General features: G+C 71.9%; 20 protein-coding genes and 3 pseudogenes. 14 read left to right on the top strand and 9 right to left on the bottom strand.

Annotation, left to right across the window (positions count from 1 at the left end; genetic code table 11):
* A partial coding sequence (locus tag JM949_RS20280; RefSeq protein WP_238433541.1) for a peptidylprolyl isomerase occupies positions 1 to 686 on the top strand: 686 nt, incomplete at its 5' end.
* Between the two features lie 103 nt (positions 687 to 789).
* On the opposite strand, the pseudogene JM949_RS20275 reads toward JM949_RS20280, so the two are convergent.
* Positions 790 to 1,826, bottom strand: a pseudogene (locus JM949_RS20275) (LacI family DNA-binding transcriptional regulator).
* A 307-nt stretch (positions 1,827 to 2,133) separates the two neighbouring features.
* On the opposite strand from JM949_RS20275, the gene JM949_RS20270 reads away from it, so the two are divergent.
* Entirely contained in the window at positions 2,134 to 2,976 is an 843-nt protein-coding gene (locus JM949_RS20270; protein WP_309232249.1) for a M15 family metallopeptidase, read from the top strand.
* A 10-nt stretch (positions 2,977 to 2,986) separates the two neighbouring features.
* Here the strand turns inward: JM949_RS20270 and JM949_RS20265 are convergent, their stop codons facing one another.
* Positions 2,987 to 4,174: a spore photoproduct lyase family protein gene (locus tag JM949_RS20265; RefSeq protein WP_203149969.1), complete on the bottom strand. Its 1,188-nt coding sequence runs from the start codon at positions 4,172 to 4,174 to the stop codon at positions 2,987 to 2,989.
* Positions 4,175 to 4,331: 157 nt separating this feature from the next.
* Between JM949_RS20265 and JM949_RS20260 the strand changes: the two genes are divergently transcribed.
* From JM949_RS20260 to JM949_RS20250, 3 genes are all read left to right on the top strand, one after another.
* Positions 4,332 to 5,642, top strand: a complete 1,311-nt coding sequence (locus JM949_RS20260; RefSeq protein ID WP_309232248.1) for an RICIN domain-containing protein — start codon at positions 4,332 to 4,334, stop codon at positions 5,640 to 5,642.
* Between the two features lie 22 nt (positions 5,643 to 5,664).
* Complete coding sequence (locus tag JM949_RS20255; RefSeq protein WP_203149968.1) at positions 5,665 to 6,126, top strand: hypothetical protein; 462 nt, start codon at positions 5,665 to 5,667, stop codon at positions 6,124 to 6,126.
* A gap of 341 nt (positions 6,127 to 6,467) precedes the next feature.
* On the top strand, positions 6,468 to 7,667 hold the full coding sequence (locus tag JM949_RS20250; protein WP_203149967.1) for an RtcB family protein: 1,200 nt from the start codon (positions 6,468 to 6,470) through the stop codon (positions 7,665 to 7,667).
* Between the two features lie 37 nt (positions 7,668 to 7,704).
* Here JM949_RS20250 and JM949_RS20245 read toward each other — a convergent pair whose 3' ends face one another.
* The 6 genes from JM949_RS20245 to JM949_RS20220 form a co-directional block, all read right to left on the bottom strand.
* Positions 7,705 to 8,496, bottom strand: coding sequence for a maleylpyruvate isomerase family mycothiol-dependent enzyme (locus JM949_RS20245; RefSeq protein WP_203149966.1), 792 nt, complete (start codon positions 8,494 to 8,496; stop codon positions 7,705 to 7,707).
* Positions 8,497 to 8,601: 105 nt separating this feature from the next.
* Positions 8,602 to 10,095, bottom strand: a complete 1,494-nt coding sequence (locus JM949_RS20240; protein WP_203149965.1) for an MFS transporter — start codon at positions 10,093 to 10,095, stop codon at positions 8,602 to 8,604.
* Between the two features lie 34 nt (positions 10,096 to 10,129).
* On the bottom strand, positions 10,130 to 10,759 hold the full coding sequence (locus tag JM949_RS20235; protein WP_203149964.1) for a TetR/AcrR family transcriptional regulator: 630 nt from the start codon (positions 10,757 to 10,759) through the stop codon (positions 10,130 to 10,132).
* Between the two features lie 137 nt (positions 10,760 to 10,896).
* Positions 10,897 to 11,817, bottom strand: coding sequence for a Gmad2 immunoglobulin-like domain-containing protein (locus tag JM949_RS20230; RefSeq protein WP_309232247.1), 921 nt, complete (start codon positions 11,815 to 11,817; stop codon positions 10,897 to 10,899).
* The gene (locus JM949_RS20225) at positions 11,814 to 12,875 is read right to left on the bottom strand and encodes a sensor histidine kinase (RefSeq protein ID WP_238433540.1); all 1,062 of its coding nucleotides are present in this window, start codon (positions 12,873 to 12,875) and stop codon (positions 11,814 to 11,816) included. The genes JM949_RS20230 and JM949_RS20225 overlap by 4 nt, the downstream gene beginning before the upstream one ends.
* 333 nt (positions 12,876 to 13,208) lie before the next feature.
* Entirely contained in the window at positions 13,209 to 13,889 is a 681-nt protein-coding gene (locus JM949_RS20220; RefSeq protein ID WP_203149963.1) for a response regulator transcription factor, read from the bottom strand.
* A 168-nt stretch (positions 13,890 to 14,057) separates the two neighbouring features.
* Between JM949_RS20220 and JM949_RS39245 the strand changes: the two genes are divergently transcribed.
* From JM949_RS39245 to JM949_RS20190, 6 genes are all read left to right on the top strand, one after another.
* Positions 14,058 to 14,414 (top strand): L-rhamnose mutarotase, encoded by a 357-nt coding sequence (locus JM949_RS39245; RefSeq protein ID WP_309232246.1) that lies wholly within the window; start codon positions 14,058 to 14,060, stop codon positions 14,412 to 14,414.
* A gap of 111 nt (positions 14,415 to 14,525) precedes the next feature.
* Positions 14,526 to 15,353 (top strand): peptidoglycan-binding domain-containing protein, encoded by an 828-nt coding sequence (locus JM949_RS20210; protein WP_309232245.1) that lies wholly within the window; start codon positions 14,526 to 14,528, stop codon positions 15,351 to 15,353.
* A 310-nt stretch (positions 15,354 to 15,663) separates the two neighbouring features.
* Positions 15,664 to 16,077 carry a DUF6069 family protein gene (locus tag JM949_RS20205; RefSeq protein ID WP_203149960.1) on the top strand — a complete coding sequence of 138 codons (414 nt, stop codon included), beginning with the start codon at positions 15,664 to 15,666 and terminating at the stop codon, positions 16,075 to 16,077.
* A 41-nt stretch (positions 16,078 to 16,118) separates the two neighbouring features.
* Positions 16,119 to 16,472, top strand: a complete 354-nt coding sequence (locus tag JM949_RS20200; RefSeq protein WP_203149959.1) for a YciI family protein — start codon at positions 16,119 to 16,121, stop codon at positions 16,470 to 16,472.
* 20 nt (positions 16,473 to 16,492) lie between these two features.
* Complete coding sequence (locus tag JM949_RS20195; RefSeq protein WP_203149958.1) at positions 16,493 to 17,695, top strand: RNA polymerase sigma factor; 1,203 nt, start codon at positions 16,493 to 16,495, stop codon at positions 17,693 to 17,695.
* Positions 17,692 to 18,270, top strand: coding sequence for a dihydrofolate reductase family protein (locus tag JM949_RS20190; RefSeq protein WP_203149957.1), 579 nt, complete (start codon positions 17,692 to 17,694; stop codon positions 18,268 to 18,270). The genes JM949_RS20195 and JM949_RS20190 overlap by 4 nt, the downstream gene beginning before the upstream one ends.
* A gap of 75 nt (positions 18,271 to 18,345) precedes the next feature.
* On the opposite strand, the gene JM949_RS20185 is transcribed toward JM949_RS20190, so the two are convergent.
* Positions 18,346 to 18,909, bottom strand: a complete 564-nt coding sequence (locus JM949_RS20185) for an AMIN-like domain-containing (lipo)protein (RefSeq protein WP_203149956.1) — start codon at positions 18,907 to 18,909, stop codon at positions 18,346 to 18,348.
* A 309-nt stretch (positions 18,910 to 19,218) separates the two neighbouring features.
* Here JM949_RS20185 and JM949_RS39855 point away from each other — a divergent pair.
* The 3 genes and pseudogenes from JM949_RS39855 to JM949_RS20175 all read left to right on the top strand — a co-directional run.
* Positions 19,219 to 19,626 (top strand): annotated as a pseudogene (locus tag JM949_RS39855) (snapalysin family zinc-dependent metalloprotease); the annotation flags it as partial.
* Between the two features lie 3 nt (positions 19,627 to 19,629).
* The gene (locus tag JM949_RS39850) at positions 19,630 to 20,334 is read left to right on the top strand and encodes a S1 family peptidase (RefSeq protein WP_456320236.1); all 705 of its coding nucleotides are present in this window, start codon (positions 19,630 to 19,632) and stop codon (positions 20,332 to 20,334) included.
* Positions 20,335 to 20,460: 126 nt separating this feature from the next.
* Positions 20,461 to 20,768 (top strand): annotated as a pseudogene (locus tag JM949_RS20175) (hypothetical protein); the annotation flags it as partial.

Here is a 20,768-nt window from a genome sequence, read left to right as displayed (position 1 = left end):
CAGGCGGGCGACGTGGGCGACCGTCGACGCCGCCAGCCGAGCGCCGCGCACCACCCACGGCCCGTGCGCGTACACCGAGGACGCCGGACGAGCCCGCGGCCCGGCCGGTGCCGTTGCCGCCCGATCCGCGACGCACCCCGGCCCGGGGCAGCGTCCGGGTGACCCTGGCGACCAACCACGGACCGATCGGGTTGACAGTGGACCGGGCCGCCGCGCCGTGCACGGTGCAGAGCTTCCTGCACCTGGTCGGCAAGCGCTTCTACGACCGCACCTCGTGCCACCGCCTCACCGCCTACCCGACGCTGAGCGTGTTGCAGTGCGGCGACCCGTCCGGCACCGGCGAGGGCGGCCCGGGATACCGGTACCGCGACGAGCTGCCGACCGACCTGCCGCCCGCGCCCACCGACCCGACCGGGGAGCGCCGGGTGTACGCCCGCGGTGTGCTCGCCATGGCCAACGCCGGACCGGACACCAACGGCAGCCAGTTCTTCCTGGTCTACGCCAACTCCGCGCTGCGCCCCAACTACACGATCTTCGGCGAGGTCGACGGAGCCGGCCTGGCCACCCTGGACCGGATCGCCGCCGGGGGAGTCGCGCCGACCGCGGCGGACCCGGCGCCGGTGGACGGCGCGCCGGCGCTGCCGGTGCACATCCGTAAGGCCGTCCGCGCGCACCACCACCACTGACCGTGCGGCGCGGTGGGCGACCCCCGGTCGTCCGCCGCGCCTGCCGGAAGTTCCGGGAACGCGCCGGAACCGGTCCGACCGGTCTCCGACGCGGTTCCGGCCGTCACGACGGGTCAGGCGACCCGGTCGGCGGTGCGGCGGTGCTGTCGCGGACGACCAGTTCCGTGGCGAGTTCCACCCGGGGCGAGTCGATGCCCTCGCCCTGCGCCAGGCGCAGCACGGTCCGGGCCGCCAACCGTCCCATCTCGACCAACGGCTGGCGCACGGTGGTGAGCGGCGGTGATGCCCAGCGGGCCTCCGGCAGGTCGTCGAAGCCGACGACGCTCACGTCGTCCGGGACGCGCAACCCCCGACGCCGGATGGCCTCGTGGACGCCGAAGGCCATCTGGTCGCTGGCGGCGAAGATGCCGGTCGGCGGGTCGGCGAGGTCGAGCAGCGCGGTCGCGCGGCGAAGCCGGAGGCGTGGTAGAAATCGCCCGGGTAGATCAGCGCGTCGTCCACCGGCACCCCGGCGGCCTCCAGCCCGGCCCGGTAACCGTCGAGCCGGGCGCGGCTGCACAGCAGGTGCGTCGGCCCGGCCACGAACCCGATGCGGCGGTGCCCGATCGAGAGCAGGTGTTCGGTCGCGGCCAACCCACCGGCCCAGTTGGTCGCGCCGATGGTAGGCACGTCCATGGCCGGCACGCCGGCCGGGTCGACGACCACCACCGGCACGTTGAGGCGGCGCAGTTGCGCGTGTAGTGGCGGGCTCAGGTGCGAGGTCACGAAGATGACGCCGTCGGTGGCCCGGGTACGCAGATTTTGCAGCCACTGCCGAGCCGCGGTGGGCTGCCGGTGGATCGCGGAGACCACAGTGCCGACGCCCGCGCCGTGTCCGACATCCTCCACGCCGCGGATGATTTCCACCGCCCAGGGGCTGTCCAGGTCGTTGAAGACCAGGTCGACGAGGCCGGCCCGGCGAACGCTGCGGCTGGTGCGACGCCGGTAGCCGTGGTGGCGCAGCAACTCCTCGACCCGCTCGCGGGTGTCGGGGGCCACATCGGAGCGGCCGTTGAGCACCCGGGACACGGTCGGCACCGACACCCCGGCCTCCCGTGCGATCGCGGTGATGGTCACCCTGCGTCCGTCGTCCGCGCCCACCCGCGTCTCCTTCACCGAGCCGGCGGAACGACAACCAGACGTCGTCCACCGTGTGTCCCGAAACGGCGTGCCCGTTCCACGCGTCATCTTGCCTCACCGGTAGGGGTTGACGACATGCCAGGTCGGCTCGACCTATCGGCGGAGTTGCGGAAAAGTTCCGGAAGCTTATCGGGTTGGGTGCCGCCGCCGGGCCCATTGACGGCTGGCCGGTCGCGGGTTTGCTGCTGTCGGGCCGTCCCGGCGACCCGCCCCTCCGATGTCCGTGAAGTCGAGTGGGTCATGCGGTGAGGTGGGGTAGACAGGACTGGTGCGTACCCCGGTCGCCGTCGTGCTGGCGCTCACCGCCCTGCTCGGCGGCTGTTCCCGGCCGGAGTCCCGCCCCGCGCCGGTCGCACCGCAGTCGACGCCCCAGCCGACGCCGGTACGTCCCACCCCGACGCCCAGCCCCGTACAGCGGCTGCCGGGGTTCGTGGTGCTGACCGACCTCGACCCCCGCATCCACGCCGATATCCGCTACGCCACACTGCACAACTTCGTCGGTCGTCCGATCGCCGGTTACCGGGAGCCGCTCTGCCTGCTCACCCGGCAGGCGGCCGAGGCGTTGCGCCGCGTGCAGGACGCCGCGCTGGCCGGCGGGCACAGCCTCAAGGTGTACGACTGCTACCGCCCGCGGCCGGCGGTGGACGACTTCGTCGCCTGGTCGAAGCGCCCCGGTGAGCAGCAGACCAAGGCCGAGTTCTATCCGGACGTGGCCAAGAACCGGCTCTTCGCCGAGGGTTACATCGGGGTGCCGAGCGCACACAGCCGAGGCAGCACCATGGACCTGACCCTGGTCGACGAACCGCCGGCCAGCCAACCTCCGTACCGGCCCGGCCAGCCGCTGGTGGCCTGCACCGCGCCCCGGGCAGAACGTTCCCCCGACAACAGCGTCGACATGGGTACGGGCTTCGACTGTTTCGACGCGCGGGCGCACACCGCCGACCCCCGGATCACCGGCGCTGCCCGGGACAATCGTCGGCTGTTGCGGCGGCTGATGACCGACGCCGGGTTCGTCAACTACGACCGCGAGTGGTGGCACTACCGGCTGCGCGACGAGCCGTACCCGGACAGGTTCTTCGCCGCGCCGGTCGCCCGCTCCTCGGTCGGCTGACCCTCGGTGCTCAGGTCCAGTAGAGGATCCGGCAGGCCGGTATCCGCGCGACCAGCTCGGCGGTGAACCAGCCGCGCAGCTCGGCCATCGTGTCGCGCGGGTAGACGTACTTCACCGCGCCGAACCTGCCGTGCTTGCGGGTGCGGGACTCCTCGTCCATCTCCAGCCGGGTTCGCGGGTACCAGCCGAGCAGCACCTCCTTGCTGCCAGGGGTGAACCGGTGGGTGATCAGCTCGGCGGTCAGGTCCAGGTTCGGCACTCCGTCGACCGCCGCGCGGACCTGGTCCAGCAACAGGCCGTAGGCCGCCCGCCAGTCGGGCAGCGCGATGATCGGCGCGATGGTCAGCCCGACCGGGTAGCCGTCCAGCGCGAGGCGGCGCAGCGCGGCCAGCCGGTCCGGTACCCGGGCGGTGCCGCCCTCGAAGCGTTCGCTGACCGGGGCGCAGTTGACGCTGAACCGGACCCGGGTGCGGCCGGCGTGCGGCAGCCCGACGAAGCTGCCCACGTCCGCGTACTTGGTGGTCCAGCGCAACTGCACCGGCGCGTCCCAGTCGGCGAAGTGCCGCACCGCCCGCCGCCAGCTCCCGGTCAGGTGCTCGAGCGCGAGCGGATCGGTGTAGCAGGACGCCTCGAAGGTGGTGCCCTCGTCGGCGCGCCGCGCGTTGCGGCTGGTCACCGTCCCACGCCCGGCGTACGCCGCCAGCCCGGCGAGGATGTCGTCGAGGTCCGCGTACACCCGGGTGACGGGTGGGCCGGACAGCGAACCGGCGAGGTAGCAGTACTGGCAGTGCGCCGGGCAGCCCTCGGCCAGATCGACCCGCCAGTCGGCGCTGGGCGCGATCGGTTGCAGGGTGCGCCGCGAGGGTGGGCTCACCACGATCGCCATCGTCGACTTGGCGCGCGCGTAGGTCTCCCGGTCGGTCTGGCCGCGTACCCCGGTGAGCCGGTTGGATTTCAGGTTCTCCACCTCGATGCCCAGCGCCCGGACCCGCTCGATGATCCGTTGGCCGTGCGGCTGGTCAAGCGCGGCCGGGGTGGCCACCACCCGGCTCGGGGTCCAGCGGCGCGCGGACCTGGCCGGCGGCGCGAGGCCGGCCAGGTCGTGGATCGGTACCCGCTCGCCGCTGGCGTCGTGCGGTGCGGCGGGTACGTCAACGGCGAGCGGCTGGTCGACGTCGACGGCGTCCGGGCTGGTCACCGGGCTGGGGTACCCGTTGCCGCAGGAATCCCACCCGATCGGCCGATCGGCGATTGACGTGATCAGGTGAGCGGAATAACCTTTCGTCTATCTGTAAACCTTGTGAACAGATGTACCTCGACGCGGCGGCGCGCGTCCCCACCGAAGGGACGATCAGGTGATCGCAGAACTCTCCTCCCGTACCAGACGAATCCTGTCGTTGTTCGTCGCTCTCGTGGTCGCGCTGACCGCCGGTGTCGCGGTCAGCGCCGCGCGCAGCGCGCAGGCCGCGCCGACGTTCAAGGTGCTGGCCTTCTACAACGGCACCTGGGACGCCGCGCACATCGACTTCGTCAAGGACGCCCGGGCCTGGTTCCCGCAGGCGGCCAACCAGTACGGCTTCTCCTGGGAGGCCACCAACAACTGGAGTCTGCTGAACACCGCCAACCTGGCCCAGTACAAGGTCGTCATGTTCCTGGACGACGCGCCGCCCACCGCGCAGCGCGCCGCGTTCCAGCAGTACATGCAGAACGGCGGGGCGTGGCTGGGCTTCCACGTCAGCGCCTGGACCGACAACCCGTCGAGCTGGAGCTGGTACTACAACACCTTCCTCGGCACCGGCTCGTTCCAGACGAACACCTGGGGCCCGACCCGGGTCACGATGCGCGCCGACAACCGCACCCACGCCGCCACCCGCAACCTGCCCGCGACGTTCCCGTCGTCGATCAGCGAGTGGTACTCCTGGAGCAACGACCTGCGGCAGAACCCCAACATCGACATCCTCGCCTCGGTCGACCCGTCCAGCTTCCCGGTCGGCACCGACCCCAACCAGTCCTGGTACGGCGGCTACTACCCGCTGGTATGGAGCAACCGGCAGTACAAGATGCTGTACGCCAACTTCGGCCACAACGCGATGAACTACAGCACCAACACCGGGCTCTCCTCCACCTTCGACAGCCCGCAGCAGAACCAGCTGCTGATCGACGGGCTGCACTGGCTTGCCGGCGTCGGCACCGTCCCCCCGACCACGCCCCCGCCGTCGGACGGCTCGATCTCGCCGACCGCCTGGCACACCGTGGTCAACCGGGGCAGCGGCAAGTGCGTCGACGCGCGGGCCGCCGCCAGCGCGAACGGCACGGCCATCCAGCAGTACGCCTGCAACAGCAGCGCCGCCCAGCAGTACCAGTTCGTGCCGACCAGCGGCGGCTACCTGCGGGTCAACAACCGCACCAACAGCGCCCAGGTGCTCGACGTGAAGGACCGGTCGACCGCCGACTCGGCGCCGATCCAACTCTGGTCCTACAGCGGCGGCAACAACCAGCAGTGGCGGGCCGAATCCGAGGGCAACGGCTACTACCGGCTGGTCAACCGCGCCAGCGGCAAGTGTCTCGACGTGCCGGCGGCGTCCACCGCGGACAGCGTCCAGCTCGTCCAGTACGCCTGCAACGGCACCGCCGCCCAGTCCTTCCGGTTGGTGCCGCAGTCATAGCCCTGCCGTAGCCTCCCGGGCCATGGCGATTCCCGACCTGGTGCCGATCGCGCACGAGCCCGACTACCGCACCCGCACGATCGGCCACTACGACAAGGGGCAGTTCTTCGGCTCCGTCACCGCCACCCTCGCCGACGGTGCCGGAGCCGAAGACGACTGGTACCGCCACAAGCGGTGGTACGCGGTGCTGCACCGGTTCGACGCCGACGGCGCGCACACCGACTGGGGCATCTGGTTCGCCGGCACCAGCGAGCACGAGGACGCCTCCATCGACCGGGCCGAGGCACGCCTCACCGAGTGGCTGGACGCGCTGCCCGGCCGGGTCTTCGCCGACATCGCCATCCGGCTGTTCCAGGTCGAGGTCGACGGGCACGTCTTCGGGCTGGTCGACTGGTCCCACGAGTACGACGGCGCGGACCACGCCGAACTCCTCCCCGACGACCTGGGGTTCGACCCGCCCTGGGACGGCTGCTACGACACCTGACCCGCACCACCAGCCGGGCGGCGGCGATATCCATTGCGGACACACCGCCGCCCTCCTACTCTCGTCGGTGCACGGTCAACCACTCGTTCCGGAAGGAGTACGCCATGCCACGTCGCGTCCGCACCGATGCCCGCTGGCGGCTGCTCCCTGCCGACGCCCCTGCGCGGAGCACCGCCAACACCCGTGCCTACTGCCCATTGCGGGGCATGCCGGGGTGGCGCGACTGACGCCGACGCTCACGCGTCCGCCGGCCGCCCATCCCACCGGGATCGGGCGGCCCTTTCGTATCCGCGCACCACGCCTGACCATTTTCGGTCACCATTCGACAGAAGGAACCCACGATGGGATTCACCCCCCTCGCCGGTACTCGGGCACCGGTCCGGGTCTGGACCGACCCGTACGCCATCGAGCCGCAGGCCGCCAAGCAGCTGCGCAACATCGGCGCGCTGCCCTGGGTGCAGGGCGTCGCCGTCATGCCCGACGTGCACTTCGGCAAGGGCGCCACGGTCGGTTCGGTGATCGCGATGCGGCAGGCCGTCTCGCCGGCGGCGGTCGGCGTCGACATCGGCTGCGGGATGTCGGCGGTGCGAACCTCGCTGACCGCCGCCGACCTGCCGGACGACCTGGCCGGGCTGCGGTCGGCGATCGAGGCCACCATCCCGGTCGGCTTCGTCCAGCGGCAGGACCCGGTCGACCCGCGTCGGGTCCGTGGCCTGGAGCAGGCCGGCTGGGACGACTTCTGGCGCCGGTTCGCCGGCCTGGACCGGCGGGTGGCGCAGCTGGAGACGCGGGCGCGGCGGCAGCTCGGCACCCTCGGCGGGGGCAACCACTTCATCGAGGTCTGCCTGGAGCAGGGCGGTGCCGACGAGGGTCGGGTCTGGCTGATGCTGCACTCCGGGTCCCGCAACATCGGCAAGGAGCTGGCCGAGCGGCACATCGGGGTGGCCCGGAAGCTGCCGCACAACGTCGACCTGCCGGACCGGGACCTGGCGGTGTTCCTCGCCGGCACGCCGGAGATGGACGCGTACCGGCGGGATCTCTGGTGGGCGCAGGAGTACGCGCGGCGTAACCGGGCGGTCATGCTGGCAGTGCTCCGCGGTGTGGTGCGGGAGCACTTCCCGCAGGTCGGCTACGACGAGCCGATCAGCTGCCACCACAACTACGTCTCCGAGGAGCGCTACGACGGGGTGGACGTGCTGGTCACCCGCAAGGGGGCGATCGCGGCCGGCCGGGGTGCCCTGGGCATCATCCCGGGGTCGATGGGCACCGGGTCGTACATCGTGCGGGGGCGGGGGAACCCTGACGCGTACTGCTCGGCCTCGCACGGGGCCGGGCGGCGGATGTCGCGGGCACAGGCCAAGCGGACGTTCAGCACGGAGGATCTGGCCGCGCAGACCGCCGGGGTGGAGTGCCGCAAGGACGCCGGGGTGGTCGACGAGATTCCCGGCGCGTACAAGGACATCACCGAGGTGATGGCGCAGCAGGAGGACCTGGTCGAGGTGGTCGCGCACCTCAAGCAGGTGGTCTGCGTGAAGGGTTGACCAACCGCGCGGGCCGGGAGACCGGCCGCGCGGCGACTCAGAACCCGGCGAAGACCCGGCGCAGGTCGTCGAGGGTCAGCGGGCCGGTCACCCGCACCCCGTCCGGGGTGTACGCGGGTCCGAGCCGACCGACCGCCAGCCGCAGCCACGCCTCGGCCGGGGCCACCAGCTCGCCGTCGGGCCGCTCCGGCGCGTCGACGATTTCGATCTTCTCGCCCAGCCGCAGCCCGAACGTCCGCTCGGGCGCGTGCAGCCGGACCAGCACCGTGGCCTCCCGGCCGGCCAACTCCTGGGGTCGGCTGGTCCAGGCCAGCATGCCGCCGATCTGGTCGAGCAGCAGCGCCACCGCACCCGGCGTCACCGCCGCGAACGGATTGAACGCCACCTCGGCGTCCCACTGGTGCAGAGCGAACTCGCTGAGCCGGAACCGGCCCGCGGTGGCCACGTCGACCGGCTCCGGCAGGAACCCAAGGTCGATCCGCATCGAGGCCCGGGTGTCGGCGTCCAGCGCCTCGTACGCCTCGACCAGTCGTTCGTTGGTGGCGAGGAACCCGGCGGCGTGCTCGGCCGGGGACATCGCGTCCCAGCGTGCCCAGACGCCACGGTTGAAGTCCCCGTCCGGGCCGGGCGCGCCGGAACGGGCGGCGTCCAGCGTTGCCAGGTTGATCTCCGCGCCGCTGCCCAGGTGGCTCAGCACCTGGGACACCTGCCACTCGCTGGCGCCCGACGGGCGGAGCAGGTCGTCTTCCTTGAGGTCTCGCACGAGCGCGGCGAGCTCCTCGTGGCCCGCGCGCAGAGCCGTGATGATCTGGTCAGCAGCTGTCGACATGGTGCTCCTCAAACGGATCTCTCGACGATGCTTCGGGACGCTACCGGACGCCGGCCGGCTCGCCCTGCGGTCGGGGCGGTCCGGCCGGCGGCCGTGTCGGTCAGCTCAGCCCATGTGCACGGTGCCGCCGGTGGGGATGTCCTCCTTGCGCACCTTCACCAGGAACAGGGTGGCCAGGCCGGCGAGGATGATCAGCGCCGCCCCCCAGGCGAACGCCACGCGGTAACCGTGCACCAGCGCCTCGACCTGGGTGACCGGGTTCGGCGCCCGGCCGACCAGGTAGGCGGCGACAGCGCTGGTGTAGAAGGTGTTCAGCAGGGCGGTACCGAGCGAGCCACCGATCTGCTGGGTGGCGTTGAGCGTCGCGCTGGCCGCGCCGGCGTCGTGCTCCGGCACGCCGACCAGGGCGAGGCTGGACAGCGGGACGAACGTGAAGCCCAGGCCGAGGCCCAGGATCACCTGGGCGGGCAGCAGGTGGGTGAGGAACGAGGTGTCCGCGTCGATCTGGGTCAGCACCAGCATGCCCACCGCGGCGAGCGCCGCGCCGGCGACCATCAGCGGCTTGGCACCCAGCCGTGGCATCAGCTGGCTGGCGCCGCCCGCGGCGATCAGCACACCGGCGGTGACCGGCAGCGACGCGAGACCGGCTTCGAGCGGCTTGTACTGCAACACCACCTGGAAGTAGAAGGTCAGGAAGAGGAACGCCCCGAACAGGCCGGCGCCGATCAGCGTCGAGGTGAGGAACGCCCCGCCCCGGTTGCGGTCCAGGATGATCCGCAGCGGCAGCAGCGGGTGGCTGGAGCGCAGCTCGATCACCACGAAGGCGGCGAGCAGCACCACCCCGGCGGCGATGAAGCCGAGCGTCGCGGTCGCGTCCCAGCCGTCCTCGGCGGCCTTGGTGAAGCCGTAGACCAGGGAGACCAGGCCGGCGGTGACCACGATCGCGCCGGGCACGTCGTAGCGGGTGTTGCCGTGTGCCCGGCTCTCCGGCACCAGCGGGAGCGCGAAGGCGATGGCGATGGCGGCGACCGGGATGTTGACCAGCAGGCACCAGCGCCAGTCGGCGTACTCGGTGAGTACGCCGCCGAGCAGCAGACCGACAGCCGATCCACCGCCGGCGATCGCGCCGTACACCGCGAAGGCCTTGGCCCGCTCGGTGGCCTCGGTGAACAGCACGGTGAGCAGCGCCAGCGCGGCCGGGGCGAGCAGCGCGCCGAAGGCGCCCTGCAGGGCGCGAGCGGCGAAGAGCATGCCGCCGGTGGTGGCGAGGCCACCCAGCGCGGAGGCGAGCGCGAAACCGGTCATGCCGACCAGGAAGGTGCGCTTGCGCCCCCAGTAGTCGGCGATCCGGCCACCGAGCAGCAGCAGGCCACCGAAGGCCAGCGTGTAGGCGGTGATCACCCACTGCCGGTTCGCGTCGGTGATCCCCAGGTCGGCCTGGGCCTGCGGCAGCGCGATGTTCACGATGGTGGCGTCCAGGACGACCATCAGCTGTGACACCGCGATGACCGCCAGCGCGACCCAGCGCCGCGGGTGCGGCGCGCTGGTCGACGGCCCGGCGCTGGGCGCGCCGGGAGCGGTCGAGGTGGTTCCGGGCATGGTGAAGCCTTCCGTGTTGCGAGGAGTCGGTGGATCAGGCCTGGGACGGACGGTCCTGCCGATAGCGGAGCACCGGGATCAGCACCTGGTCGACGACCTGGATGAGGAACGCGTCATCGGCGGGTAGGCCGTGCGCGACGATGCGGGACATGGTGAGCGCGGGCGCTAGGTCGTGGAACAGCTCCCGTTCGCCGGCCTCCGGTGGGATCTCCCCTCGGGCGGCGGCCCGGACCAGGATGGCGGTGCTCGCCACCCGCCCGGCCGGTAGCACCTGGTGGCGCACCAGGCGTTCCAGCTCGGGGTTGGTGCGCATGGCGAAGGTCAACGCCTGCATCAGGTCGCAGTCGGCCGTGCAGATCGCGGCCGTGGCGCGCAGCAACTCGATCAGGTCGCCGCGCAGGGAGCCGGTGTCGGGTGGGTTGTGCACACCGACGTGCCGGTCGCTCAGGGCGGCGACGACCAGCTCCGCCTTGCCGTCCCAGCGCCGGTAGATGGTGGCCTTGCTGACATGGGCGCGAGCGGCGACGGCGTCGATGGTCATCCGCTCGTAGCCGACCTCCCGCAGCAGGTCGGTGACGACGGCGAACAGGTCACTGTCGGTGCAGCGCGGTGCCCGGGCCGCCGGAACCCCGGCACCCGCGCCCACCTGCTGACCACCCAGCATCCCGCACCCCCGTGAAACGATGTCGTACCGACAATAGTTCGCGCTCACCCGAACATGCAGGGTTTCGTGAGTTGCGTCGCACGTCGAGGGCGAAACGATTGCGTTTCGGTCCGGGGCCAGCCAGGTGAACCCGGTGGTCAGCCGCCGGGTGCCAGCAGCACCGGCACGGCCATCGTGTTGATCCGCGTGCCGTCGTGGGCGGACACCTCGTACACCTCCACCGTGCCCCGCTGCTCCCGGACGGTTCGCCAGCCCACCACCACCCGGTAACCACCCCGGCAGCCGCTTCCGCAGCTGGCGGTGCCGAACGCGGTGGCCACCTCCCGGCCGGCGGCGTCCAGCACCCGGACGCTCACCGTGGCCTCGAACACGTCAGCGGTGCCGGTGACGACAAGGGGGGCGGTGACCCGCTCACCCGGGATCGGGTTGTCGACGACGATCGGTGGCAGCAGGTCCGCCAGGTCCGACCGACCGGCCGGGGCCGCGTCGTCGACGCGGACCCGGCGCACGGTGCGGAACTGGGTGAGCGTCCACACCACCTGCGCCGCACGCAGTCGTCGCTGCGCCGGGTCCCCGACGGCCGGGGCCCGCAGCGTCGCCACGCCGTCGGCGATCCGGGTCACCTCGACGTCGGGCGGGACCACTGTGGTCAGCCCGGTGGCCGCCTCGGCCGAGGTGGGCCCGGCGGCCAACTCGGCCAGCGCCAGCCGGGACGTCGCGACGGTGGCCGGCCGGGTCCGCCGGGTCGGTACGAGCTGCCCGGCGCGGACGAACCACAGCTCGATGGTCACCGTGTCGCGGTTGGCGGTGCTGGTCGGTGTGGGCCCTGTGGTGCCGGATTCGGGCGTGGGCGACCCCGCCGGGCCCGATGTCCGGGTCGGAACGGACGGCTCGGTCACCGCCGGGACGGGCGGGGCGACGCTCGACGGCGCCGGGGTCGACGGTGCCGCCCTGGGCGCCGGACCGAGCACTCCGGAGCGCGGGGTGCCGCACCCGCTCAGGAGCAGGGCGGCGACCAGGCCGGGCCCGATCACCCGGACCACGCCGCGCCGGTTCACGCCGCACCGTCCAGCGGCAGCTCCAGTCGGAAACAGGTGTCGACGCCGGGCCCGCTCCGCACCGTCAGCGCACCGCCGAGCAGGATGGCGTGTTCCCGCGCGATGGCCAGCCCGAGCCCGCTGCCCGGCCCGGCGCGGGACGGGTCGACCTGGTGGAACCTGTCGAACACCCGGGGCAGGTGCTCCGCCGGAATGCCCGGCCCCTGGTCGGTGACCTCGAAGGCGACCAGCGGGCCCACCCGAACCACTGTGGCCCGGATCTCCCCGCCGCCGTGCTCGATCGCGTTGGCGACCAGGTTGGCCAGCACGCGCTCCAGCCGACGTGGGTCGGTGCGCAACGTGACCGGGTCACCGGTCACCCGTACCCGCTGCGACCAACCGCGTGCCGTGACCGCCGCGCGCAGCAGCGGCAACGCGTCGACCGGCGTGATCGCCACCTGCTCCCGCCCGGCGTCCAGCCGGGAGATCTCCATCAGGTCCTCGACCAGCCGCCGCAGCCGGACCACGTCGCCGACCAGCAACCGGGCGGCCGGCCGGGCGTCGTCGGGCAGCTGGTCCAGGTGCTCGCGCAGCAGCGACGCCGCGGCCACCAACGCGGTCACCGGGGTACGCAGCTCGTGCGCGACGTCGGCGGTGAACCGCCGCTCCCGGGCCTGCGCGGCGGAGAGCGCGGCGATCTTCGCCTCCAGCGCCTCGGCCATCTCGTTGAACGTCGCCGCCCAGACGCTGAACTCGTCGCGCCCGCGTACCGGCAGGCGGGTGGCGAGCAGGCCCTCGGTGAGCGCGCGGGCGGCCCGGCTGGCGCGACCCACCGGCTCCAACGTACGGCGGGCCAGCGTGTGGCCGACCCCGGCGGCGAGCAGCACCACGAGCACCCAGCCGGCCAGCAGGGCGGTGCGTAGCTGACCCAGGTCGGCGGCGACGTCGTCCTCCTCGGTGAGGACGTACAGCTCGGCGGTCGAGCCGGGGATGCGCCCGCCGACCACCAGCAGCCGGGGACGCCGCGTCGGTGTGGAGCGCTGGTAGCCGAGCTGCCCCGCCGCGACGCTGGCCCGCAACCGGGTGCCGAGCGCCGGCGCGTACGCCGGGTGCGAGGCCCGCTGTGGGCGTCGACGAGCACCACGTGCCGGCCGCTGGCCTCGAAGCTGGTGAGCAGTTCGGTGCTGCGCTGCTCGGTCAGCGGGAGGAACTGCCCGGCGAGCACGAGCTGGTAGCGGGCGTCGGCGGCGGCCTCGTGCAGCGACGCGTCCCACCAGGACTGCCGCAGCAGCAGCCCGGTCCCGCCGGCGAGCAGCCCGGCCGAGACGCCGGCGACCAGGACGAACGCGATCGTCAGCCGGCGCCGCAGGCGGCCGGGGAACACCGCTGGTCCGGCCATGGCCGCCCTCCCGTCAGCCCGCCGTCAACTTGTAGCCGGCGCCGCGGACGGTCCGGATCAGCCGGGGCCGCGCCGGGTCGTCCTCGATCTTGGCGCGCAGCCGTTGCACAGCGACGTCGACCAGTCGGGAGTCGCCGAGGAAGTCGTGGCTCCAGACCAGCTCGAGCAGCAGTTGCCGGGTGAAGACCTGGCCGGGGCGGCGGGCCAGCTCCAGCAACAGGCGGAACTCGGTGGTGGTCAGCGCCAGCTCCCGGCCGTGTCGGCGGACCACGAAGCCGCCCGGGTCGATCTCCAGGCCGCCGACTTCGACGACTGTCGACGGGGACGGCACGCTCATCCGGCGCAGCACCGCACGGACCCGGGCCACCAACTCGGGCAGGTCGAACGGCTTGCGCAGGTAGTCGTCCGCGCCGCACTCCAGACCCACCACCACGTCGAGGGTGTCGGTGCGCGCGGTCAGCATCAGGATCGGCACCTGACTGGTGCGCCGGATCTCCCGGCAGACCTCCAGCCCGTCCAGGCCGGGCAGCATGACGTCGAGCACGATCAGGTCGACCGGGTGGGCTCGGAACGCCGCCAGCGCCTGCCGCCCGTCGACGGCGGTGTCCACCCGGAAGCCGACCCGGCGCAGACCGAGGGCGGTCACCTCCCGGATGGAGGCATCGTCCTCGACCACCAGCACGCGGCCCTCCATCACCCGAGGGTAGACCCGCAGCGACGGTGCGCAGTCCTGGCGAAACGGTCGGTATCGGCGGCCGGCCGGCCCCTCCGAGCCGGACCGTCCAACCGCTACGGTCAGGTGGCTTTCGGCACCCCTGAACCAGTTCACACGAAAGGGCACGACGTGCAACGTCATGGCTGCGTGATCCGACTCCGCCCGGAGCAGCGGGAGACCTACCTGCGGTTACACGCCGCGGTCTGGCCGAGCGTCGAGAAGACGCTGCGCGAGGCGAACTTCCGCAACTACACCATCTTTCTCCACGGCGACCTGCTCTTCGGCTACTACGAGTACGTCGGGGACGACTACGAGGCCGACCAGCGGCTGATCGCCGCAGACCCGCAGACGCAGGAGTGGTGGAAGCTGACCGACCCGTGTCAGGAGTCGATCGCCGAGCCCGGCTCGGGGGACTGGTGGGCCCCGATGCGGGAGGTCTGGCACCTGACCGAAGAAACGGTCGAAGAGGCGGCCGGTCAGGCCCAGCAGGCCTCGGGTAGCTAGCGGAAGATCGTCCGGTGGGATCTGGCCCGGGCGGGGTGACAACTCGGCTTCCGCATTGAAGACTACCTTCATCTGTTCGAGATGAGTCGGTCAATATCTTACGGAGGAAGAGTGGTCACGAGAAGAAGCCTGCTCGTCGCCGCCGGCGCGGCCGTGGTCGGTGCCGCACCGCTGGCCGGCCCGGCCGCGGCCGCGTTGCCGGAGCTGGACATGGAGGCGCTGATCAGGGCGGCGCAGATCGACCCGCGTCGGGCGGACACCGCGCTCACCGAGGGCGCCAAGGAGAGCGTCCTGCTGGTGGAGCGCGCACTCCAGGCGAGAGGGCTGCTGTCGTCGTCGTACGTCGACGGGCACTTCGGCACCAGCACGATCGCCGCGTACGCGGCGTACCAGCGGTCCCTCGGCTACACCGGCCTCGACGCGACAGGCCTTCCCGGCCCGTCGTCGCTGCGCTCGCTCGGCGAGGGGCGGTACACAGTGGTCAAAGCGATCTCGCCCGGCAGCGTGGTGACCCTGCGCGGTGCGCAGGTCAACACCCGCACCAGGTCGATGTTGTTCGAGGCCGAACGCCTCCTCGGTCGTCAGCTCGGCATCACCCAGGGCTCGTACAGCAGCGGTGTGGGCGCTTCCGCCGGGACGCACGACGGCGGCGGGGCGCTCGACCTCTCGGTCAGCAATCTCTCCTCGGCCGTCCGGACGGACATTCTGCGTCGACTGCGCACGGTCGGCTTCGCCGCGTGGCTGCGCACCCCCGAGCAGGGGGACTGGGGCTACCACATCCACGCCATCGCGCTCTCCGACACCGACCAGTCGACAGGCGCGCAGAACCAGGCGGGCGACTATTACCTCGGTCGTAACGGCCTGGCCAACCGGGGCGCCGATGACGGGCCGGCGGTCAGCCCGAAGCGGACCTGGGAGGAGTACCAGCGCACGCTCTGAGGCCTACCGGTTCGATGCTGGCTGGTCGCCGGCGGTGAATACTCCGGGCACCGCGCGGTGCGGCCTACGTGAACTACTGACGAACCACCCGGCGACACCGCACGCCAGTCGGTGTGCGGTGTCGCGGCCGGCCGTGTGGCGAGAATCGGTGGTCGGGCTCGTCCGTGATGACCCGAGACTGCCTCGTCTCACGCCGGAGTCGAAAATTCTCGACAAAATCTTGGGCGTGCTGTCGATCGGGTCCGGTGCAATTCGTAGCCCTGGTGAGAGCCCGGCATCGCAACGGGCCGCACACCCACTGGAGGGCACGATGACCGCCACTGCGAACACGACCCACGCCACCGCGTCGACCGTCGGTACGGTGATCCGGACCGGTGTCGCCGTTACAGTCGCCGCGAGCCTCGCCACCATGGCCGTCGCCGCCGCCGGCAACCTGGCCGGGATCAGCCTCGACATGGGCGGCGCCCCGATCCCGGTGACGGGGTTCGGCGTGCTGACCGCTGTCTTCTCGCTGATCGGCGTGGTCCTCGCCGCGCTGCTGGCGCGTTTCGCCCGGCGCCCGCGGCGCACGTTCGTCCGCACGACTGTGCTGCTGACGGCCCTGTCCCTGGTGCCGGACGCGATCGCCGACGCCGGAACCGCCACCAAGGCGCTGCTGATGCTCACCCACCTCGTCGCGGCCGTGATCGTGATCCCCGCTATAGCACGCCGCCTGGCCGCCTGACCTGCCGTCATCCCACCCACCGCGCTAACCGGAGGATCGTCATGAAGCAGTACCTGTTGTCCGTGCACTTCGTCGAGGGCGCGCCGACGCCGTCCGACGAGGAGATGCAGACCATGTTCAGGGAGACCGGTCGGATCAACGACGACATGCAGGCCGCCGGCGCCTGGGTTTTCGCCGGGGGACTCACGTCACCGGAGAGCGCCACCGTCGTCCGGGCCGACAACGGCACCACCACCATGAGCGACGGGCCGTTCGCCGAGACGAAGGAGCACATCGCCGGGTTCTGGGTCATCAAGTGCGCGGACCTGGACGCGGCGCTGGCCTGGGCCGAGAGGTGCGCGGCGGCCTGCGGCCCGGTCGAGGTACGCCCCTTCGACGACCTGTCCCAGGCCTGACCAGGAGCCGGTCGCCCGACATGGACCTGGCGAACATCTATCGCGCGGAGTACGGCCGCTGCGTCGCCACCCTGGCCCGCCTCCTCGGCGACATCAACCTCGCCGAGGAGGCCGTCCAGGACGCGTTCACCACAGCTCTGCAGAAGTGGCAGACCCCGCCGCCGAACCCGGGCGCCTGGATCGTGACGACCGCACGCAACCGTGCCGTCGACCGGCTTCGCCGGGAGTCGACCCGCGAGGCCCGGCACGCCCAGGCCCTGCTGCTGCATCACCAGGACGAGCCCCAGGAGGTGGGACCGGTGCGGGACGACCAACTACGACTCATCTTCACCTGCTGTCACCCGGCGCTCGCCCCGGAGGCGCGAACAGCCCTCACGCTGCGCCTGCTCGGCGGCCTCGAGGTCCCGGAGATCGCCCGGGCCTACCTGGTCCAGGAGGCGACCGTCGCCCAGCGGATCGTGCGCGCCAAGAAGAAGATCCGCGACGCTGCCATCCCCTATCGGGTGCCCGCCGAACATGAGCTGCCAGACCGGTTGCCGCCGGTGCTCACCGTGCTCTACCTGATGTTCAACGAGGGCTACGCGTCCACCGCCGGTCCCTTGATCAGAACGGACCTGTGCGCCGAGGCGATCCGCCTCGCCCGCGAACTGGCCGCGTTGATGCCCGACGAGCCGGAGGTCCTGGGCCTGCTCGCCCTGCTGCTGCTGACCGAGGCGCGTCGCCCGGCCCGGCTCGACCCGACGACCGGCGAACTGGTGCTGCTGGCCGACCAGGACCGGGCATTGTGGAACCGGGCACTCATCGCCGAGGGCCACGACCTGGTCCGCCGGTGTCTGCGCCGCAACCGTCCCGGCGCGTACCAGATCCAGGCCGCAATCAGCGCGGTGCACACCGACGGCGCCGCCACCGACTGGCCGCAGGTGCTGGCACTCTACGACCAGCTCCTCGCGCTCGTGCCGACCCCTGTCGTCGCGCTCAACCGTGCGGTCGCCGTCGCCGAGGTACACGGGCCTGCGGTGGCTCTCGCCGCGTTGGAGGGCGTCGACCTCCCGGGCTATCACCGGCTGCCCGCCACCCGGGCCGAACTGCTGGCCCGGCTCGGACGGAACTACGAGGCCCGAGCCGCGTACGACCAGGCCGCGGCACTGGCCACCAACGAGACCGAGCGGGCCTACCTGCAGAACCGTCGCACCGAACTCACCCGTGAATGGAGAGCATCATGACCGCCACCTACACCGTCGACGTCTTTTCCAGCCTCGACGGCTTCGGCACCAGCAGCGGGAACTGGGGCGGCTACTGGGGTAAGCAGGGCCCCGAACTGCTCGCGCACCGCCTGTCCGGCTACGACGCGGAGCAGCGCATGGTCTTCGGCGCCAACACGTACCGGGTGTTCGCGCAGATGCTGGCCGCGAGCACCGAGGAGTCCGACGTTCGAGACGCCTGGGTGACCCGGATGAGGAACCTGCCGGCGACAGTGGTGTCGAACACGCTGGACGGCCCCCTCGACTGGCCGGACGCGACCGTCGTGCGCGGTGACGCCGTCGACGTCGTGGCCCGACTCAAGGAGGAGTCCGAGGTGCCTCTGCGCTCGCACGGCAGCCTGTCGTTGAACCGGGCGCTGATGGCCGCCGGGCTGGTCGACCTCGTCCAGGTGACGCTCTTTCCGGTGATCACGGGACAGACCGGAACCGAGCCGATCTTCCAGGGCGCGCCCGACTTCGACCTGGAGTTGGTCGAGAGTCGGACTCTCGACGGTCGCACCCTGGAACTCACCTACCGGCCCACCCTGCACGTCTGACTCATACCCGGTTGGTGCTCGCCTGGCCGTCCGCCCCACGTGAGGCGGACGGCCGAGCGAGCCGGCCGCCTCCGATCACCACTGGTGGGCGACGTCGAGCACCACCCGGCTGTGGGTGCCGGGGCCGGCGAGCACGAGCACCCGGAACGGCAGCCGGGCCCGTACGCCGATCGCGAAGGTGCTGTAGCCCTCGAAGCTGCCGCCGAAGACGACGTCGCGCAGCGTCGGGTAGCGCAGCAGGTTCGCCACGTGCTCGCCGACCGCGTAGGGCACGGTGCCCTGGTGCTCGTCGTCGTACGCCGGGGCGCGCAGCGAGACCCGCAGCAGCGCGCCGCCGGCGGTGTACGGCGACAGGGCCAGCCCCTCGCCCTCGGTCCACGTCTCGCCGTAGCCGATCGCGTAGCCGTCGACCGGGCCGGCGAACTCGAACACCACCCGGTCGTAGCAGTCCTGCCGTCCGGTCCGTACCTCGGTCAGCGGCGCGGTGCCCAGCGCGCCGGCCGCCTTCTCCGCGCTGCCCCAGGTGATCCCGCAGTACGGCGCCGCGGTGGTGCTGCCCGCCGCGGTGGTGCTGCCCGCACCGGCCACCAGTCCGGCGAGGACGACCGCCAACGCGGTCAGTGCGCTAGTGATCCTCATCGTGGTTCCTCCGTTCGATGGTCGGGGTCACGTCGTGGCGACGGCGCCGGTGACCCTCTGCCGCCAACCGTCGTCCGATCTCGGCACGGGAGTTTCGCTGCGGCGTAACCGCTGGGTAACAGCCGCCGAGCGGGCCGGTATGACGCTTCCGCTATGACAGCGACCGACCACCAACCACCTAGCATTGACACATGTCAATGACCGGTGGCCGAGGGTCGCCGGACGACCGCAGGGGAGTGCGTGATGTTCCGACGACAACTGAGACGTGCGGCGCTGGCCATGCTGGTGGCGATCCTGGCGGCGGCCGGGGTGCAGCTCGCCACCGGCGCGCCGGCCGCCGCCGTCCGGACGGTCTACTACGACGCGAGCCGGACCGGTGAGTTCCGGACCAACTTCGACCAGGCCGCACAGATCTGGAACAGCCGGGTCAGCACCGTTCGGCTCCAACCCGGCACCCCGGCCAGCATCACCATCTACGTCGACGACGGCTGGCCCCGCGCCCAACCGACAGGCCTCGGCTCAGGTCGGATCTGGATGGGCCGCACGGCCGTCAACCAGGGCGACGACCGCAACCGCATCGCCGCCCACGAACTCGGCCACATCCTGGGCCTGCCGGACCGGCGCACCGGCCTCTGCTCGGACCTGATGTCCGGCAGCAGCGCCCCGGTCTCCTGCCGCAACGCCAACCCCAGTTCGGCCGAGGCGAGCCGGGTGAACTCGCTGTTCGCCGGCACGCTGGCCGCACCGGCCAGCACGACGTACACCTGGAACGGCGGCTCGGACATCGGCCCGACGGTGGTCGGCGGTCGGCCGGCCTCGGAGAGCTACCCCTTCATGGTGTACGTCTCCGGTTGCACCGGAACGCTGATCAAGAGCAACTGGGCGGTCACCGCCAAGCACTGCCCGACGCCGTCCTCGGTGCGGGTGGGCAGCGTCAACCGCACCAGCGGTGGCACCGTGGTCCGGGTGACCCGTGCCGTCAACCACCCGAGCGTCGACGTCAAGCTGCTGCAACTCGCCAGCTCGGTCGGGTACGCGCCGGCCCCGATCCCGAGCACCTCGGGCGCGGTCGGCACCGCCACCCGGATCATCGGTTGGGGCCAGACCTGCGCGCCCCGGGGCTGCGGCTCGGCCCCGGCGGTCGCCAACGAGCTGGACACCTCCATCGTGGCCGACAGCCGGTGCTCCGGCATCAACGGCCCGTACGAGATCTGCACCAACAACACCAACGGCAACTCCGGCGCCTGCTACGGCGACTCGGGTGGGCCCCAGGTGCGCTCGGTCAACGGGGTGTGGAACCTGATCGGCGCGACGAGCCGGGCCGGCAACAACAACTCCACCTGCGCCACCGGTCCGTCCATCTACGTCGACCTGCCCTCGATCCGCTCCTGGATCTCCACCCAGGTCGGCGGCCTGCCCGTCTGACCAGCATGGACACCATGGGCGGGGGCGCGCCAACGGACGCGCTCCCGCCCCGGCGTGACAGATCCACCACGCGATCCCACGATGCGGTACGGTGCCAGACACATCGACACCTCGGAGGTGGGACCAATGCCTACCGTCGTCGTTCTCGCGCTGACCCTCGCCCTCGCGCCCGCGCCCGCGCCGTCCCCGTCGAGCACCGCGGATCCGGTCGGTGACCTCCTCGGTGGCGTCGGTCAGATCGTCGACGATCTGCTCGGCGGCGGCAGCACTCCGCCGAGTACGGCTCCGACGCCGACCATCACCCCCATCTCGGCACCCCCGCCGCCGCCGACCGACCAGTCCCGCCCGGCCGCGCCCATCGTGCGCAGCACGCCGGCGGCCGGGGTCCAGAGCCCGGCCGCCGCTCCCGAGCGTCCCACCGGTGGCGAGGGCAC

It is taken from the genome of Micromonospora tarensis (assembly GCF_016803395.1).
In the GTDB taxonomy this organism is placed as follows: domain Bacteria; phylum Actinomycetota; class Actinomycetes; order Mycobacteriales; family Micromonosporaceae; genus Micromonospora; species Micromonospora tarensis.
This window is presented reverse-complemented; position numbering and strand designations above follow the sequence as displayed.

Bases quoted from the DNA above. Each gene is read 5' to 3' on its own strand.
- JM949_RS20255 (WP_203149968.1), top strand. From the start codon at position 5,665: ATGGCGATTCCCGACCTGGTGCCGATCGCGCACGAGCCCGACTACCGC.
- JM949_RS20250 (WP_203149967.1), top strand. From the start codon at position 6,468: ATGGGATTCACCCCCCTCGCCGGTACTCGGGCACCGGTCCGGGTCTGG.
- JM949_RS20245 (WP_203149966.1), bottom strand. From the start codon at position 8,496: ATGTCGACAGCTGCTGACCAGATCATCACGGCTCTGCGCGCGGGCCAC.
- JM949_RS20240 (WP_203149965.1), bottom strand. From the start codon at position 10,095: ATGCCCGGAACCACCTCGACCGCTCCCGGCGCGCCCAGCGCCGGGCCG.
- JM949_RS20235 (WP_203149964.1), bottom strand. From the start codon at position 10,759: ATGCTGGGTGGTCAGCAGGTGGGCGCGGGTGCCGGGGTTCCGGCGGCC.
- JM949_RS20220 (WP_203149963.1), bottom strand. From the start codon at position 13,889: ATGGAGGGCCGCGTGCTGGTGGTCGAGGACGATGCCTCCATCCGGGAG.
- JM949_RS20205 (WP_203149960.1), top strand. From the start codon at position 15,664: ATGACCGCCACTGCGAACACGACCCACGCCACCGCGTCGACCGTCGGT.
- JM949_RS20200 (WP_203149959.1), top strand. From the start codon at position 16,119: ATGAAGCAGTACCTGTTGTCCGTGCACTTCGTCGAGGGCGCGCCGACG.
- JM949_RS20195 (WP_203149958.1), top strand. From the start codon at position 16,493: ATGGACCTGGCGAACATCTATCGCGCGGAGTACGGCCGCTGCGTCGCC.
- JM949_RS20190 (WP_203149957.1), top strand. From the start codon at position 17,692: ATGACCGCCACCTACACCGTCGACGTCTTTTCCAGCCTCGACGGCTTC.
- JM949_RS20185 (WP_203149956.1), bottom strand. From the start codon at position 18,909: ATGAGGATCACTAGCGCACTGACCGCGTTGGCGGTCGTCCTCGCCGGA.